The organism is Williamsia sp. 1135, assembly GCF_002095395.1.
Taxonomy (GTDB): domain Bacteria; phylum Actinomycetota; class Actinomycetes; order Mycobacteriales; family Mycobacteriaceae; genus Williamsia.
In genome coordinates, this window is record NZ_MJEI01000107.1 from 72,081 (window position 1) to 88,953 (window position 16,873).

At 64.7% G+C, this 16,873-nt stretch carries 14 protein-coding genes; all 14 read left to right on the plus strand.

The genetic code is table 11. The annotated features are described in order from the left end of the window. The first annotated feature begins 102 nt into the window (after positions 1-102). Positions 103-2,574: an FAD-dependent oxidoreductase gene (locus BFL43_RS26505; protein ID WP_084896299.1), complete on the plus strand. Its 2,472-nt coding sequence runs from the start codon at positions 103-105 to the stop codon at positions 2,572-2,574. Further along, a complete protein-coding gene (gene solA / locus BFL43_RS26510) occupies positions 2,571-3,713 on the plus strand; it encodes an N-methyl-L-tryptophan oxidase (protein ID WP_084896301.1) in 1,143 nt (380 codons plus the stop codon). The genes BFL43_RS26505 and solA overlap by 4 nt, the downstream gene beginning before the upstream one ends. 11 nt (positions 3,714-3,724) lie before the next feature. Beyond that, positions 3,725-4,882: an aromatic ring-hydroxylating dioxygenase subunit alpha gene (locus BFL43_RS26515; RefSeq protein ID WP_143695592.1), complete on the plus strand. Its 1,158-nt coding sequence runs from the start codon at positions 3,725-3,727 to the stop codon at positions 4,880-4,882. Between the two features lie 120 nt (positions 4,883-5,002). After that, a complete protein-coding gene (locus BFL43_RS26520) occupies positions 5,003-6,484 on the plus strand; it encodes an amino acid permease (protein WP_240498530.1) in 1,482 nt (493 codons plus the stop codon). Between the two features lie 54 nt (positions 6,485-6,538). Then, a complete protein-coding gene (gene dapB, locus BFL43_RS26525) occupies positions 6,539-7,291 on the plus strand; it encodes a 4-hydroxy-tetrahydrodipicolinate reductase (protein ID WP_084896307.1) in 753 nt (250 codons plus the stop codon). A 13-nt stretch (positions 7,292-7,304) separates the two neighbouring features. Beyond that, on the plus strand, positions 7,305-7,784 hold the full coding sequence (locus BFL43_RS26530; RefSeq protein WP_143695574.1) for a hypothetical protein: 480 nt from the start codon (positions 7,305-7,307) through the stop codon (positions 7,782-7,784). Continuing rightward, positions 7,777-8,241, plus strand: coding sequence for an NAD(P)H-dependent oxidoreductase (locus BFL43_RS26535; RefSeq protein ID WP_084896312.1), 465 nt, complete (start codon positions 7,777-7,779; stop codon positions 8,239-8,241). The genes BFL43_RS26530 and BFL43_RS26535 overlap by 8 nt, the downstream gene beginning before the upstream one ends. A 78-nt stretch (positions 8,242-8,319) precedes the next feature. Continuing rightward, positions 8,320-10,470, plus strand: coding sequence for an RNA polymerase recycling motor ATPase HelR (helR, locus tag BFL43_RS26540; RefSeq protein WP_084896837.1), 2,151 nt, complete (start codon positions 8,320-8,322; stop codon positions 10,468-10,470). A 10-nt stretch (positions 10,471-10,480) separates the two neighbouring features. Then, on the plus strand, positions 10,481-11,293 hold the full coding sequence (locus BFL43_RS26545; protein ID WP_143695575.1) for a thymidylate synthase: 813 nt from the start codon (positions 10,481-10,483) through the stop codon (positions 11,291-11,293). Between the two features lie 10 nt (positions 11,294-11,303). After that, the gene (locus BFL43_RS26550) at positions 11,304-11,804 is read left to right on the plus strand and encodes a dihydrofolate reductase (protein WP_084896316.1); all 501 of its coding nucleotides are present in this window, start codon (positions 11,304-11,306) and stop codon (positions 11,802-11,804) included. Further along, the gene (locus tag BFL43_RS26555) at positions 11,804-13,057 is read left to right on the plus strand and encodes a crosslink repair DNA glycosylase YcaQ family protein (protein WP_084896318.1); all 1,254 of its coding nucleotides are present in this window, start codon (positions 11,804-11,806) and stop codon (positions 13,055-13,057) included. The genes BFL43_RS26550 and BFL43_RS26555 overlap by 1 nt, the downstream gene beginning before the upstream one ends. Before the next feature lie 102 nt (positions 13,058-13,159). Next, the gene (gene thyX, locus BFL43_RS26560) at positions 13,160-13,912 is read left to right on the plus strand and encodes an FAD-dependent thymidylate synthase (RefSeq protein WP_084896320.1); all 753 of its coding nucleotides are present in this window, start codon (positions 13,160-13,162) and stop codon (positions 13,910-13,912) included. A gap of 81 nt (positions 13,913-13,993) precedes the next feature. Next, positions 13,994-14,899: a 4-hydroxy-tetrahydrodipicolinate synthase gene (gene dapA / locus BFL43_RS26565; RefSeq protein ID WP_084896322.1), complete on the plus strand. Its 906-nt coding sequence runs from the start codon at positions 13,994-13,996 to the stop codon at positions 14,897-14,899. Beyond that, a complete protein-coding gene (locus BFL43_RS26570) occupies positions 14,896-16,854 on the plus strand; it encodes a ribonuclease J (protein WP_084896324.1) in 1,959 nt (652 codons plus the stop codon). Before dapA ends, BFL43_RS26570 begins: the two co-directional genes overlap by 4 nt. The last annotated feature ends 19 nt before the right edge of the window (positions 16,855-16,873 follow it).

Sequence of the window (16,873 nt, forward strand, 5' to 3'; positions counted from 1 at the left end):
CGGGGCGCACCCAGGCCCACCATTTGTTGCGTAGGGCACGACGTGTTGCAGACAGCGCAACAACTGGATTTGCTCGGTGGTCGCTAGGTTTGGAGACTTCTGGTGGGACAACCACGATTCCTCATCATCGGCGCGGGCGTGGTCGGGTCGTCTCTCGCAGATGAGCTGACCGCGCTGGGTCACCGCGACGTGACAGTCCTCGATCGCGGACCCCTGGTACCCGGAACCACCGCCATGACGGGCGGCTCGAGTTCGCACGCACCCGGTCTCGTGTTCCAGACCAACGCTTCCCCCACGATGACCGGTTTTGCGCAGTACACCGCGCAGAAGTTCGGGTCACTCAATCAGCCGGGCAGCCTCTCGTTCAACGCTGTGGGAGGCCTCGAGGTGGCGACCACGCCGCAGCGCCTGGCCGAGCTCGCCCGCAAGGAGGGCTGGGCGAAAGTTGCGGGAATCCCGGCCGAGCTGCTCACACCCGCCGAGTGTGTCGCACTACACCCACTGCTCGATCGCGGACTCGTCCTCGGCGGTCTGCACACGCCGACCGACGGACTGGCCGGAGCGCCTGCGGCGATCACGGCGCAGATGAATCGTGCGATCGAACGTGGTGCGGTCTTCATCGGTGACCAGGTCGTGGTCGAGGTGCTGCGGCGTGGGGGTTCGGTGACGGGCGTACGAACGGCTGACCGGGTCTTCCGCGCCGACGTCGTCATCTCCTGCGCGGGATTCTGGGGTGCGCAACTCGGTGAGCTCGTCGATCTGGTGGTGCCGCTGGTGCCGATGGGCCATCAGTACGCGAAAACGTCTGCCATAGAATCGCTTTCCGCACTTCCGGATTCCGGCCGCGGCCATGCCGACGCCGCGTTGCCCATCCTGCGGCATCAGGATGCAGATCTGTACTACCGGCAGCACGGCAACCAGATCGGCATCGGCTATTACGGCCACCGGCCGATGCCCGTGGACATGAATCGGCTGTACGAGGCGACTGCGGACGAGTCGATGCCGTCCATGTTGCCTTTCACCGCAGCCGACTTCGATCCCGCATGGGCCGAGACGGCACGGATGTTGCCCGACGTCGCCTCCGCTGAGGTCGTGGACGGATTCAACGGCATCTTCTCCTTCACCCCCGATGGTGGGCCGATGATGGGTGAACACCCGGGCCTCGACGGCTTCTGGGTTGCTGAGGCGGTGTGGGTCACGCATTCGGCCGGCGTCGCAAAAACCATGGCGCACTGGATCACGCAGGGTACTCCCGACGTCGATCTGCACGGCTGCGACCTCGCCCGGTTCACCGACGCGCAATTGCGGCCCGACTACGTGGCGGACACGAGCGCGCAGGGTTTCGTCGAGGTCTACGACATCATTCATCCGCGGGAGCCGCGCTCGGTGCAGCGCGGTATCGCCGCCAGCCCGTTTCACGCTCGCCAGGTCGCAGCGGGCGCCGTCTTCCATGTGGGCCGGCAGTGGGAACGTCCGGCCTGGTACGAGTCGAACGCTCATCTGGTGGATGCGCGACACCACTATCCCGCCGATGAGTGGGCGAGGCGGCATTGGTCGCCCATCGTTCTCGCGGAGGCCGCGGCAACGAGGGAGCGAGTCGGCTTGTACGACATGACGTCTCTCATGAGGATCGAGGTGACAGGACCGGACGCGGCTACCTTCCTGAGTCGGCTGCTGACGCGAAACGTCGACCGTCCGATCGGGACCGTGGTCTACGCGCTGCTCCTCGATGCCCGCGGTGGGGTACGCAGCGATGTGACCGTCGCGCGGCTGGGCGACGATCGTTTTCAACTCGGTATCAACGGCCCGATGGACATCGATTGGTTACGTCGGCGGCGTGATGCGGAGGCAGTCACGATCACCGACATCACCGCAGTGACCTGCTGCATCGGTGTCTGGGGGCCGCGGGCCCGGGATCTGGTGGCGCCATTGTGCTCGATCGATCTGCGAGACAACACCCTCGGCTATTACAAAGCCGCCGAAGCCACCATCGCGGGCATCGCCGTCACCATGTTGCGCATCTCGTATGTCGGCGAACTGGGCTGGGAGATCTACGCAGGCAACGCCGACGGACAGCAGCTGTGGGATCGCCTCGCCGAGGCGGGAAAAACGGTCGGTGCGGTCCTTGCCGGACGTAGCGCGCTCGACGTGCTCCGCATCGAAAAGGGTTATCGCTCATGGGGACATGACGTGAACGCCGAGATGACCCCGGACGAGGCGGGAATCGGTTTCGCCGTGGGAAAGAAGCACGACTTCTTCGGCCGCGAGGCCCTGCTGGAACGTCCGATCCGGTGCCGGCTGCAGACGGTGGTGGCCGACGATCCGGCCGCCGTGGTCCTCGGAGGTGAACCTGTCCTGGTGGACACCGAGGTGGTGGGTCACGTCACCTCTGCTGCCTTCTCGCCGACCGTCGGACGCACGATCGCCTATGTCAAGGTGCGACCGGACGTCGACATCGGAGAACACGTGAGCATCGAGTACTTCGGTCGCACCCTCGACTTCACCGTCACCGATCCGGTGCTCGTCGATCCGGCAGGCGATCGGGTCAAAGGACTGATCGGAGTGGTGGGTTGAGCAATACGAAATACGATGTCATCGTCCTGGGCCTCGGCGGGATGGGATCCGCGGCGGCGTATCACCTCGCGGCCCGTGGCAGGCGGGTCCTGGGTCTCGAGCGCTTCACCCCTGCACACGATCAAGGTTCGAGCCACGGCGGTTCCCGGATCATCCGGCAGTCGTACTTCGAGGATCCCGCTTACGTCCCGTTGCTCCTGCGTTCGTACGAACTGTGGGAAAAACTCAAGCGGGACAGCGGGATAGATGTTTATTCGGTCACCGGCGGTTTGTTCATGGGGCCCGCAGAACCCACGACCTTCTCGGGCTCCCTCCGGGCCTCAGAGCAGTGGGATCTGGCGCACGAGGTGTTGACCGACCGCGAGGTGCATCGGCGTTTTCCGGCATTCGACCCGCCTGCAGGACATATGGCGCTGTACGAGAGCATGGCCGGATTCGCCCGCCCGGAGGCCACGGTGCAGGCGCACATCAACCTCGCGCACAACGCCGGCGCCGACCTGCACTTCGGTGAACCCGTCACATCGTGGTCGGACTCCGGCGACGGAGTCGTGGTGACCACGGAGGCGGGCACGTACCGCGCCGCGCATGTGGTGGTGTGTCCGGGGGCCTGGGCGCCGAAGATACTCTCTGACATCGGCATCCCCATCCGGATCGAGCGACAGGTGATGTATTGGATCGACCCCGTGGCGGGATCTGCTCCGATGGAGGGTGGCCCGATCTATATCCACGAGACCGATGGGGTCGAGCAGATCTACGGATTCCCGCCCATCGACGGGCCCGGGGGCGGCGCCAAGGTCGCCTTCTTCCGCAAAGGCGAGGATTGCACGCCCGAGACGATCGACCGGACGGTGTATCCACACGAGATCGAGGCGATGGTCGAACGGGTGGGCAGGCTGTTACCCGGCTTGACCGGGTCGGTACTGGACACCGCGACCTGCATGTACTCGACCACCCCGGACGAGAACTTCGTCATCGCACGGCATCCCGGGCACCACAATGTGACCGTCGCCTGTGGTTTCTCCGGGCACGGGTTCAAGTTCGTTCCTGTGGTGGGAGAGATTCTCGCTGATCTCGCCATCGATGGCGCCACCGATCATCCCATTGCCCTCTTCGACCCGAAAAGGCTGGCCGACGCATGACCATCACCGGAATGCCAGGGCACCAACAACACCCGGACCCCCCGGCGGCAGCCTCCGGTACTCCCGCGCTGCTGCCGACGCTGGGAGGACAGGCGTACATCGATCCGGGTTACTTTGCCGCAGAGCAGGCGACCATCTTCGAGCAGATGTGGTTCTGCGCTGTCCTCGCCGCCGATCTGCCGAACACCGGGAGTTTCAAGACGGTGATGGTCGGCCGTGAGAGTGTGATGATCGTCCGCGGCCGCGATGGGCGGCTGCGTGCCTTCCTCAACAGCTGCCGCCATCGAGGCGCGTTGGTCTGCACTGAGCCCGAAGGGCAGGTGCGCCGCAACCTGCAATGCTCGTATCATGCGTGGACCTATGGGCTCGACGGCAAACTGGTGGCAGCGCCCAACCTCGTCGACCTGGGGGAAATCGACCGCACCGCATACGGTCTCATTCCTGTGGCGACCCATGAGTGGCTCGGGTATGTGTGGGTGTGCCTGGCCGACGACCCTCCGACGTTCGCGGAGTCCGTCCAGGGAGCGGTGACCGAACGGTTGGGCGACGCTGAGTCGATCGAGCGATACGAGGTCGATCGACTGGTGCTGGGCAGGCGGGAGCGTTACGAGGTCGCGTCGAACTGGAAACTGATCATCGAGAACTTCATGGAGTGCTATCACTGCGCGACGATCCATCCGGAGCTGACCGAGGTGCTGCCAGAGTTCGCCGATGGGCTCGCAGCCCAGTACTACGTCGGTCACGGGGCGCTGTTCGGCGACGACGTCGAAGGCTTCACCATCGACGGTTCAACAGGGCTGGGTGTGCTGCCGGAACTGTCGGAATCTCAGGATCGTAGGTACTACGCGATCACCGTCCGCCCGCAGGTATTCATCAACTTGGTTCCCGACCACGTCATCGTGCACCGGATGTATCCGACGGCCGTCGACAAAACCGTCGTCGAATGCGATTGGCTCTATCACCCAGGGGTTTTGGCGGCCGGCGCCGATCTGGACAAATCGGTCGAACTCTTCCATCGCGTCAATGTGCAGGATTTCGAGGCGTGTGAGCGAACGCAACCGGGAATGGTCTCGCGCGCGTATCGACGTGGCGGCGTACTCGTTCCCGCCGAACACCACATCGCCGAATTTCACGATTGGGTGCGCACGATGGCCGGACCCGTCGCATAGTTGACCGGTCACCGTGCACTGGCTCGGTGATCGGAAGGACGTGCGGCAATGACCACTACGCAACCCGAGGGTGCGCCCTCACCTCCTCCAGATTCCGTACCCGCAGGCTCCGACGACGGAATGGAGCACTTCGGCTACAAACCCAGCCTCAACCGGAGCATCGGCAAGTTCGCCAGTTTCGCCGCGGGAGTCTCCTACATATCCATCCTCACCGGGACCTTCCAGCTGTTCTACTTCGGATTCGGCACGGCCGGGGCCGCGTATCTGTGGTCGTGGCCCATCGTCTTCGTCGGGCAACTCGCGGTTGCTCTCTGCTTCATGGAGTTGGCAGCGAAGTATCCGATTGCCGGCTCGGTCTACAACTGGGCAAAGATTCTTGGCAGCAAATTCGTCGGCTGGTTCTCGGGGTGGATGATGCTGACCGCCTCCATCGTCACGATCGCCGCGGTGGTGCTCGCACTCGATTCGACCCTGCCCCGGATCTGGCCCGGCTTCCGCGTGATCGGCAGCGACGACCTGTCCGTCACGTCGCCGGAGAACGCGGTCCTTCTCGGAACGATCTTGATCATCTGCACCACGGTGATCAACGCCTTCGGTGTCAAGTTGATGTCGGTGATCAACAGCACCGGCGTGTTCATCGAACTGATTGCCGCAGTGCTCATCGCGATCATTCTGGCGTTCAACATCGAACGCGGACCCGACGTGTTCTTCTCCACGAATGGGTACGGCGATGGCGTCAGCGGTGGCTATCTGGGGGCATTCTTGATCGCCTCGCTGGCATCGGGCTACGTGATGTACGGCTTCGACACCGCCAGTTCGCTGGGTGAGGAAACCAACGAACCCAGGAAGACCGCGCCCAAGGCGATCCTGCGCGCGATTCTTGCCTCGTTCGTGATCGGCGGCGCGATCCTCGTCTTCGCAATCCTTGCCGCGCCCGACCTCAACGACCCACTACTGGCCGAGAAGTCCGGCGGCCTGCAATACCTGATCGAACAGGTGATGGTCAGCCCGCTCGGCACCATCTTCCTGATCTGCATCGTGATCGCGGTCTTCGTCTGCACCCTGGCAGTACACACGGCCGCGATCCGGATGAGTTTCGCCATGGCTCGCGACAACGCGCTGCCGTTCGGTGAATCGTTGGCGAAGGTCCATCCCAGGTACCAGACGCCCGTCGTGCCTGCGGTGACGATCGGCGTGCTGGCGGTCCTGATCCTGGTGATCAACATCAATCAGCCGCAGATCTTCACGGTGCTCACCTCGATCGCGATCATCATGATCTACATCGCCTACCTGTTGGTCACCGGCCCGCTGCTGATCCAGCGGTTCAAGGGCAATTGGCCACCACCCGATCTCGAGCGGGACGGATTCTTCACCATGGGCAGGTGGGGGTTGGTCGTGAACATCTTTGCCGTGGTCTGGGGCTTCCTGATGGCGTTGAACCTGGCGTGGCCACGAGAATCGGTCTACGGCGTCGGCTGGTACAACGCCTGGGGCGCGTTCATCTACATCGGGATCATCGCGGGCGTCGGGTTCCTCTGGTACTTCACCGTGGGAAGCCGAAGCATCGGAGTTCTGAAATCACATGCAGCCGAAACCAAGTGATCCCAGCGGTGACCAGGTAGGAGGAGCGTTCCCGGGCTGACTAGACTCGGCCGGGTGAGCGACCAGATCAAAGTAGGCGTACTCGGTTCCAGCGGAAAAGTGGGTCAAGCCATCGTCGCGGCAGTGGAGGCCGCCGACGACCTCGACTTCAGCGCCGGGGTCGACCAGGGCGATCCGCTCTCCCGGTTCGTCGAATCCGGTACCAGTGTGGTCGTGGACTTCACCCACCCCGACGTGGTGATGGACAATCTCGAGTTCCTGGTGGAAAACGGGATCCACGCCGTGGTGGGCACCACCGGCTTCGACGACGAGCGACTCGACACCGTTCGTGGATGGCTGGCGCAGCATCCCGGTGTCGGTGTCCTGATCGCGCCGAACTTCGCCATCGGTGCGGTGCTGAGCATGCGGTTCGCCCAGCAGGCCGCGAGGTTCTTCGATTCCGTCGAGGTGATCGAGCTCCATCACCCACACAAGGCCGACGCCCCCTCGGGCACCGCGTTTCGAACGGCTCGCCTGATCGGAGAAGCCCGGACGGCAGCAGGGGTCCCGCGCAGCCCAGACGCGACCAGCACCGAACTCGATGGCGCCCGCGGCGCCGAGGTCGACGGGGTCAGGGTCCACTCGGTGCGGCTGGCCGGGCTCGTCGCCCACCAGGAGGTCCTGTTCGGAACCCAGGGCGAGACGCTGACCATTCGTCACGACTCGATCGACCGGACATCCTTCGTTCCGGGTGTGCTGTTGGGAGTCCGCGACATCGCGGGCCGGCCAGGCCTCACGGTCGGTCTCGACGAGTTGATGGACCTGTGATCGGGTCCTGCACATGAGCCAGAAACCGAAGGACGCCCGCCCGATAGTGATCGGGATCGGCGTTCTCGTGCTGGTACTCGGCTTCTACTTCGTCTTGCTCGGTTCCCGCGCCGTCGATCTGTTGACCAGCGGCGACCCGGTCGGCATCGGGTTGGGGATCGGGGTGCTGATCCTGCCGTTGCTGGGCGTCTGGATGGTGGTGGCCACGCTGCGCGCCGGGCTGGCTCATCAGCGACTGGCCCGGCGAATGGTCGAGGAGGGCCGAGAACTCGACGTCTCGGAACTGCCGCGCAGACCATCAGGTCGGATCGAACGTGATGCCGCCGACGAACTGTTCGCCACGGTGAAAGCAGAGTGGGAAGCAGACCCGGGCAACTGGCGGGCGACCTACCGGATCGCCCGCGCCTACGACTACGCAGGTGATCGCTCTCGCGCCCGCGAGATGATGAAACGTGCTGTGGCACAAGAACGGGAAGCCGACACCGATGTCTGAAGACGTCTCGCTTCCGACGTTGCTGGTCGTACACCACACGCCTTCGCCACCGATGCGTGAGCTGCTGGAAAAGGTCCTTGAGGGAGCCGCCGATCCCGCGATCTCGGGGGTGCGGGTCAAACCCATCGCCGCACTGGCCGCGACTGTGCCCGATGTGCTGTCCGCAGATGGCTTCCTGTTCGGCACCCCCGCGAACTTCGGTTACATGTCGGGCGCCCTCAAACACTTCTTCGACACCGTCTACTACCCGGTACTCGGGTCGGTGACCGGAAAACCGTACGGACTGTGGGTGCACGGGAACAACGACACCGCAGGCGCAATCTCGTCGATTCAGAAGTTGGCGACCGGTCTCGACCTGGAAGCAGCTGCTGCGCCACTGGAGATCACCGAACTGAACACTGGAGCACGCGAAGCTTGTTACGAATTGGGTGCGGTTCTCGCGGCGACACTCGCATAGCGAGTCCTTCCACTTTCAACTTATAGCGCACCCCGGGGCTTGCGGCAAGACCCCGGGGATGGCGCAGAATCTCTCGCCGTGGCAGATAATCTTCGGTTTTCCAGTGTGTTCGACATCCCGCCCCGCCTCGCGAGCAAAGCCGATCCGACCCTGATCGCGCACGATCAAGAGCACTTCACAGCAATCGCGCAGACCCTCGACAACACGATCGCAGATCTGTCCGCCCGCCTCGACACCGTGCGTAAGGCACCTGGTGGCAGCGGTCGCGACGCGATGGATCGCGACATGGAGGTCCACCGGCTGGGTGCCCGACTACGCGCGCTACGCCGTTTCGGAGTAGACCTGTGCCTCGGCCACATGCAGTACGACGACGGCGCGGCGCCCGTGTATATCGGTCGGCTCGGCCTGACGGACAACGATGGGCGCCAACTCCTACTCGATTGGCGGTCACCGGCCGCCGAACCGTTCTTCGGTGCGACCCACGCCGACCCGATGGGATTGTCGAGCCGGCGCCGCTACCGGTGGACCGGAAGCCGGATCACCGACTACTGGGACGAGGTGTTCACCACGGAGGGCCTGACAAACCGGGCGGCCCTCGATGATCAGTCAGCATTCATCGCGAGCCTCGGCACCAACCACTCACCCCGGATGCGGGATGTCCTGGGCACGATCGCGGCGGATCAGGACGCCGTCATCCGCGCGGGTTCGCGGGGCGCGCTGGTCGTCGACGGCGGGCCGGGAACGGGGAAGACCGTTGTGGCGCTGCACCGTACCGCCTATCTCCTCCACGCGGATCCTCGTCTCGGTCACCGGAGAGGCGGCGTGCTGTTCGTCGGCCCACACCAGCCGTACCTCTCATACGTGGCCGACGTCCTGCCCAGCCTCGGCGAGGAGGGTGTGCAGCTCTGCACCATACGTGACCTGGTCGCAGAAGGGGATTGGGCCGCAATGGATCCCGATCAGCAAGCGACTCGCCTGAAGTCGTCGGCCGAGCTTGTACGAGCCATCGAGCCGGCCGTCGAGTTCTACGAACAGCCTCCGGCCAAGGGGATGATCGTCGAGACCGAGTGGTCGGACATCTGGCTCAGCCCGGAGGACTGGGCGGCAGCCTTCGATGCACCGGCTGCGGGCACTCCGCACAACGAGGCACGCGAGGAGATCTGGTCCGAACTCCTCACAATTCTCTCGGACGGGCATGACGGTGTCGCAGGCAGGCAGCTCCGTAAGGCGTTGCAGGAGAACGATGACCTGCGTGCGGCACTGAATCGGGCGTGGCCGCTGATCGAGGCCACCGACCTCGTCGCAGATCTGTGGTCGGTGCCGGCGTATCTACGCAAGTGCGCTTCGTGGCTCAGTGCCGAAGAGGCCGCCGCGCTGCGTCGTCCGGACCCCTACGCCTGGACCGCGTCCGACCTACCCTTTCTGGATGCGGCTCGGCGGCGCCTCGGCGACCCGGAGGCCTCGGGGCGCGGGCGCCGCCGCACCGCTGCCGTGGCTGCCGAACACGAGCGCCGCTCGGCCGTGGTCGACGACTTGATCGCGTCCGACGATTCCGAGCTGATGGTCATGTCGATGCTGCGGGGCGATGACTTGAGCCAGGCACTGATCGATTCAGATGCGGCTGATCGGACGGACCCGGATCTGTTGGAAGGACCATTCGCGCACATCGTCGTGGACGAGGCACAGGAGTTGACCGACGCGCAGTGGCAGATGCTGCTCGCCAGGTGCCCGTCCGGGAGCTTCACCATCGTCGGAGACCGCGCCCAGGCCAGAGCCGGATTCACCGAGACCTGGCGACAGCGGCTCGAGCGGGTGGGCCTCGACCGTGTCGAGGTGGCGTCCCTGACGATCAACTACCGGACCCCGGAAGAGGTGATGGCCGAAGCCGAGCCCGTCATCCGGGCCGTGATCCCGGACGCCAACGTACCCACGTCTGTCCGCAGCAGCGGGAATCCGGTCGAATACGGCCTGACGTCTGATCTGCGATCGGTGGTCGAGGCATGGGCCGCGTCGAACTCCGGCGGGACTGCCTGCGTGATCGGTGATCCCACGTTCGCGGGAACCGAACGGGTTCGGTCGCTGGCGCCGGAACTGGCGAAAGGTCTCGAGTTCGACCTGGTTGTCCTGGTCGATCCGGATGCGTTCGGCGATGGGGTCGGGGGAACAGTCGACCGCTATGTCGCCATGACCCGCGCAACCCAGCGGTTGGTGATCCTCACCCGCGATTAGACTCGACCGCGTGACGGATGCGGCGAAGATTCCGACCCCCTACGAGGACCTGTTGCGGCTGGTCCTGGACACGGGAACTCCGAAGGCGGATCGAACCGGGACCGGGACCAGGAGCGTGTTCGGACATCAACTCCGATTCGACCTGTCTGAAGGGTTTCCGCTGATCACGACCAAGCGGGTGCACCTGAAGTCCATCGTCTACGAGCTGCTGTGGTTCCTGCGCGGGGAATCCAACGTGCGCTGGCTGCAGGACCGAGGCGTGACCATCTGGGACGAGTGGGCCGATCCTGATGGAGAGCTCGGTCCCGTTTACGGCGTGCAATGGCGGAGCTGGCCGACTCCGTCAGGCGAGCACATCGATCAGATCAGTGCGGCCCTGGAGCTGCTGAAGACCAACCCCGATTCGCGTCGCAACATCGTCTCGGCGTGGAATGTGGGGGAGATCCCGCAGATGGCGCTTCCGCCGTGCCACGCGTTCTTCCAGTTCTACGTGGCCGACGGCAAGCTCTCGTGCCAGCTGTACCAGCGCAGCGCGGACCTGTTCCTGGGGGTTCCGTTCAACATCGCCTCGTACGCGCTCTTGACCCACATGATGGCCGCGCAAGCGGGACTGGAGGTCGGCGACTTCGTGTGGACCGGCGGCGACTGCCACATCTACGACAACCACGTGGAGCAGGTCACCACACAACTGGCCCGCGATCCCTACCCCTACCCGACACTGGCTTTGGCGGAGCGCGATTCCATTTTCGACTACGAGTTCGAAGACATCGAAGTACTGGACTATCGCTACCATCCGGGAATCAAGGCGCCGGTGGCGGTCTAGGACTCACGTGATGACCATTGCCCTGATCTGGGCGCAGTCGACCAGTGGCGTGATCGGACGCGACGGCGGCATGCCCTGGCACCTTCCCGAAGACCAAAAGTACTTCCGCACAATCACCGGCCACCATCCCGTGGTGATGGGCAGACGTACCTGGGACTCGCTTCCGGAGCGGTTTCGTCCCTTGCCGAACCGGGCGAACCTGGTCATCACCAGGCAGCGTGACTGGCAAGGCGACGGCGCGCAGAGTTTTCCCGACATCACTTCCGCGCTGGCGGCGGCGGAACAGCTCGACGACACGGTCTTCGTCATCGGTGGTGGTGAGATCTACCGGGCCGCAATTGATGTTGCCGACACGGCCTACGTCACCGAGATCGACATCGACATCTCCGACGGGGACACGCTCGCACCAGAACTCGACCCCCACCGCTGGGCCCTCGACGCCGATGAGGACTGGCACGAGTCGGCCTCGGGCGTGCGGCACCGCTTCCTCCGGTACTCGGCGAAGGCCTGATGGTCGCGAAGCGCACTGTCGCCAAACCTTCCGGGGCCTGCGACCTCTCGGCGTCACAGGCCCGTCGATTGGCATTGGCGGCCCAGGGTTTCGCGGATCGACAGCCCGCGGCCACAGTCAACCGCCGCCACCTGCAGCGAATGCTGTCCAGAACCAGGCTCATCCAGATGGACTCGGTCAGTGTGGCGGTGCGTGCCCACTACATGCCGATGTTCAGTCGGCTCGGCCCGTACGACCGTACTGTCCTCGAGCAGGCCGCGTGGGAACCCACCGCGCGACGCCCGGCCCTGCTCGCGGAGTACTGGGCACACGAGGCCGCTCTCATCCCGATCGAGCACTGGCCGCTTTTCCGTTGGCGCATGCAGGACTACGCGCACGGTAGATATCGCGAGGCGATCGGCGACAAGAAGGCCGCCGATGTGCGGACGCGCATTCGCGAGGCGGTCGCGGACGTCGGGCCCTGCACCAGCGGCATGCTCGAAGATCATCTGGGCCATGAAAAAAGACCGAAGAAAGGCGCGTGGTGGGATCGCAGCCAGGTCAAGTACCTGTGCGAAGTGATGTTCGCCGCGGGGGAGCTGTCGGCGACGCGCCGTAGTGGCTTCACCCGCTACTACGACCTCGCCGAGAACGTCGTCGGTGAGTACGCGAATGTCGAGATCCCACGCGACGAGGCGGTCAGGTCGTTGGTGGCGGGGTCCGTCGTGGCGCTCGGGGTGGGTACCGAGGCGGACATTCGCGACTACTACCGGTTGAAGCCTGAGCCCGCCCGCGCGGCACTGGCCGACCTGGTGGCGGCGGGGGAGGTCGCGCAGGTCCGCGTCGAGGGTTGGGAGAAGCCTGGCTACCTGGACCCCGGGGCCAAGGTCCCCCGAGCCATCACTCGGTCTACCTTGCTGAGTCCTTTCGACCCGCTGGTGTTCTTCAGGCCGCGGACGGAGCGCGTGTTCGACTTCCACTACCGCATCGAGATCTACGTCCCGGAGGCCAAACGGGTCCACGGCTACTACGTTCTGCCTTACCTGTTGGGAGATCAGCTGGTGGCCAGGGTGGACCTGAAGACCGACCGGCCCGGCAATCGTCTGCTGGTACTCGGTGCATTCGCCGAACCCGGCGCAGATGTGCCGCTTGTCGCGGACTCGCTGGCGACAGATCTGTTGACCATGGCGAACTGGCTCGGTGTCGAACAGATCGTCGTGGGTGATCGCGGCGACCTCGCGCCGCAGCTCCGCAAGTCGACTCGGCGCCGCTGAACCGGTCGCCCGGGTGCGCCGCTGCGAGGTCGCGTGTCGTCGAACTTCTCGGGTAGGGGAGAATCGGCACTGCTCACCCGCGGCGAGAAAAGAGGAACTGCAGTGTCGGAAATGGTGCCGTTGAAGGTGCAACTGGTGGCGAAATCGTCTTTCGAAGCGCCCGCCGATGTGCCTTGGAGCACCGACGTCACCGGCAGTGAGGCGCTTGTCGAGTTCGCGGGTCGTGCCTGCTACCAGAGCTGGGACAAGCCCAATCCACGCACAGCGACGAATGCCGGGTACCTGCGCCACATTCTCGAGGTAGGTCATCTTTCGCTGCTCGAGCACGCGACGGTGACGTTCTACATCACCGGGATCTCACGATCGTGCACCCACGAACTCATCAGGCATCGCCACTTCTCGTACTCGCAGCTTTCGCAACGTTTTGTGCCGGAACATGATTCGAATGTGGTGCCGCCGCCGGCGATCCGCGGGGACGAAGAACTCGAAGCACTGTTCGTGGCGGCGACCGACGCGAGCAGGCAGGCCTACTCCGAACTGCTGACCGCGCTCGAGGAGAAGTTCTCCGACGTTCCCAACAACATCCTGCGCCGCAAGCAGGCGCGTCAGGCTGCCCGTTCGGTGCTGCCGAACGCCACCGAGACCAAAATCGTCGTCACCGGCAATTATCGTGCGTGGCGGCATTTCATCGGCATGCGCGCGACCGAGCACGCGGACGTGGAGATCCGGCAGTTGGCCATCGAATGCTTGCGTCAACTCACCGACGTCGCGCCGACGGTCTTCGGCGATTTCGAGATCGGGACCCTCTCCGACGGCACCGAGGTGGCCACATCGCCCTTCGTGTTCGAAGGCTGAGCGGGGCATCACCGGCGTACTGAGGGCGCGGGGCGCCGTGGCGTCACTCGGCCCCCGATGGCTCCGGTAACCTTACCGACCATGACCACCGGTGAGATGCAACCACAGAGCTTCCCTTTCGGGACAGTCAGTGTTGCCATGGTGACGCCGTTCACCGTTGACGGAAAGCTTGACCTCGACCGAGCCGCGGAGCTCGCAGACAAGTTGGTGTCCGGCGGGTGCGACGGACTCGTCGTCTCCGGAACCACCGGCGAGTCCCCGACGACCACACCGGCCGAGAAGCTCGATCTGCTGCGTGTGGTGCTCGACACCGTCGGTGACAGAGCGCGAATCGTGCAAGGCGCGGGCAGTTACGACACCCGGGAGAGTGTCTGGTTCGCCAAGGAGTCCGCTGCGCTCGGCGCGCACGGGTTGCTGGTGGTGACGCCGTACTACTCCAGGCCGCCGCAGACGGGGCTGCTCGCCCATTTCACCGCCGTCGCCGATGCCACCGACCTCCCGGTCCTGCTCTACGACATCCCGCCGCGCTCGGTGGTTCCCATCGAACATCGCACATTGCTCGAGTTGTCGCGCCACCCGAACATCGTTGGCGTGAAAGACGCCAAGGGTGATCTGAACTCGGCCGCGTCACTCATGACGGACACCGGACTGCAGTACCTGTCCGGTGAAGACGCACTGAACCTGCCCTGGCTGTCGATCGGGGCTGCGGGATTTGTCAGCGTCATCGGACACCTGGTTCCGGATCGGTTGCGCGACATGCTCGAAGCCGTCAACAAAGGAGATCTGGTGCGCGCCCGCGAATTGAATGTCTCGATGATCCCGCTCGTCAACGCGATGGGCCGCCTCGGTGGTGTCACCATGGTCAAGGCGGCGCTCCGAATCGTCGGGATGGATGTTGGTGATCCCCGGCTCCCGCAGGTGCCGGCCAGTGGCCCCCAGATCGAATCGCTGATCGCAGATCTGCGTGCAGCCAAGGTGCTTTCATGACCACGGCGGACGGTGGCGGACGTAGGCGCGGCAGGGTCGTCCGGCAAGCCGGACCGCCGTCGGACCCGCCCCCGGTGAACGCTGCGCCGCCGGCGACGGTGGAACCCGTCGCCCCGCCAATCGCTGAACCCGTCGTCGAACAGCAGGCAGCGAAAGCGCCACGCGCTGCGAAACCTGCCGCTGCCAAACGGACGTCGCGCGACCGCAAGGGTGGCAAGTCTGCCCCGCAGAAACGCAACGAACCGAAGGTGGTCGAAGGAACCGACCGGCTCGGAGTCCCGCCGAAGCTGCCCAAGGGCGGGATGCGGATCGTGGCGCTCGGTGGCATCGGCGAAATCGGCCGGAACATGACAGTTTTCGAGTACGACGGACGTCTGCTCATCGTCGACTGCGGGGTCCTGTTCCCCGAAGATGCCCAACCCGGCGTCGACCTGATCCTGCCCGACTTCCGGTACATCGAAGATCGCATCGACGACGTCGAGGCGATCGTCCTGACCCACGGCCACGAAGACCACATCGGAGCGGTCCCGTTCCTGCTGCGGCTTCGTCAGCAGATACCGGTGATCGGCTCCAAGTTCACGCTGGCGCTACTGGCGGCGAAGTGTAAAGAGCATCGTCTGCGTCCGAAGCTGATCGAGGTCACCGAAGGCGAGCATTCGACTCACGGTCCGTTCGACTGTGAGTACTTCGCGGTCAACCATTCGATCCCCGACGCGCTCGCGGTGGCCATCCGCACCGGCGCGGGCGTGGTGCTGCACACCGGTGACATCAAGCTCGACCAGCTGCCGCTCGACGGCAGGCTCACCGACCTCGCCGGTTTCTCGCGACTCGGTGACGAGGGCGTGGACCTGTTCCTCGTCGACTCGACCAATGCCGAGGTCCCCGGGTTCGTCATGCCTGAACGCCAGATCGGTGGGGTTCTCGATCAGGTCATCGGCAAGGCAAAACAGCGCGTGATCGTCGCATCCTTCGCCAGCCACGTCCACCGCATCCAGCAGGTCGTCGATGTCGCGCACACCCATGGCAGGCGGGTCACGTTCGTGGGCCGGTCGATGGTCCGCAACATGCAGATCGCGCAAGAACTCGGGTACCTGCGAGTTCCCGACGGGGTGGTGGTCGACCTCGATACCGCAGCCAGTCTGCCGGACCACAAGGTGGTCCTGATCTCGACCGGGTCGCAGGGCGAGCCGCTGTCCGCCCTCTCCAGGATGGCGCGTGGTGAGCATCGCCAGATCAACATCCGTGCCGACGATCTCGTGGTCCTGGCGTCTTCACTCATCCCCGGTAACGAGAACTCCGTTTTCGCCGTCGTCAACGGGCTGGCTCGTCGCGGGGCCACCGTCGTCACCCAGCAGAGCGCGAAGGTCCACGTGTCGGGTCACGCCTCGGCGGGCGAACTGCTGTATCTCTACAACGCGGTGCGTCCCTCGAATGTCATGCCCGTGCACGGTGAATGGCGTCATCTGCGCGCGAATGCCGCACTGGCGGAGGCGACCGGTGTGCCGGCCGACGCAGTCGTATTGGCCGAGGACGGGGTCGTCGTCGACCTCGTCGACGGGAAGGCCCGTATCACCGGCCGGGTACCGGTCGGTTACGTCTACGTCGACGGACTGTCGGTCGGCGACGTGGGGGAGTCGACCCTGTCCGAGCGGCTCGTGCTCGGTGAGGGCGGGTTCATCGCTATTGCGATTGTCATCGACGCGACGACGGGCAGGGCCATCAGTCCTCCAGAGGTGTCAGGTCGCGGCTTCTCCGACGATCCGACAGCGCTGAAAGAAGCTGCAGACCTGGTGGAACAGGCGTTGACCCAGATGGCGACCGAGCGGGTGACCGACACCCATCGAATTGCACAGACGATTCGCCGGATAGTCGGTCGCTGGGTTGCCGACAAGTACCGTCGTCGCCCGATGATCATCCCCACCGTGCTCACGGTCCGCGAGGGATCCGACAACTAGCTGTCTGGCAACTAGGGTG

Coding starts and splice junctions, on each gene's coding strand:
- dapA (WP_084896322.1), top strand. CDS start 13,994: ATGACCACCGGTGAGATGCAACCACAGAGCTTCCCTTTCGGGACAGTC.
- BFL43_RS26520 (WP_240498530.1), top strand. CDS start 5,003: ATGGAGCACTTCGGCTACAAACCCAGCCTCAACCGGAGCATCGGCAAG.
- BFL43_RS26570 (WP_084896324.1), top strand. CDS start 14,896: ATGACCACGGCGGACGGTGGCGGACGTAGGCGCGGCAGGGTCGTCCGG.
- BFL43_RS26555 (WP_084896318.1), top strand. CDS start 11,804: ATGGTCGCGAAGCGCACTGTCGCCAAACCTTCCGGGGCCTGCGACCTC.
- BFL43_RS26530 (WP_143695574.1), top strand. CDS start 7,305: ATGAGCCAGAAACCGAAGGACGCCCGCCCGATAGTGATCGGGATCGGC.
- BFL43_RS26515 (WP_143695592.1), top strand. CDS start 3,725: ATGCCAGGGCACCAACAACACCCGGACCCCCCGGCGGCAGCCTCCGGT.
- BFL43_RS26550 (WP_084896316.1), top strand. CDS start 11,304: ATGACCATTGCCCTGATCTGGGCGCAGTCGACCAGTGGCGTGATCGGA.
- BFL43_RS26535 (WP_084896312.1), top strand. CDS start 7,777: ATGTCTGAAGACGTCTCGCTTCCGACGTTGCTGGTCGTACACCACACG.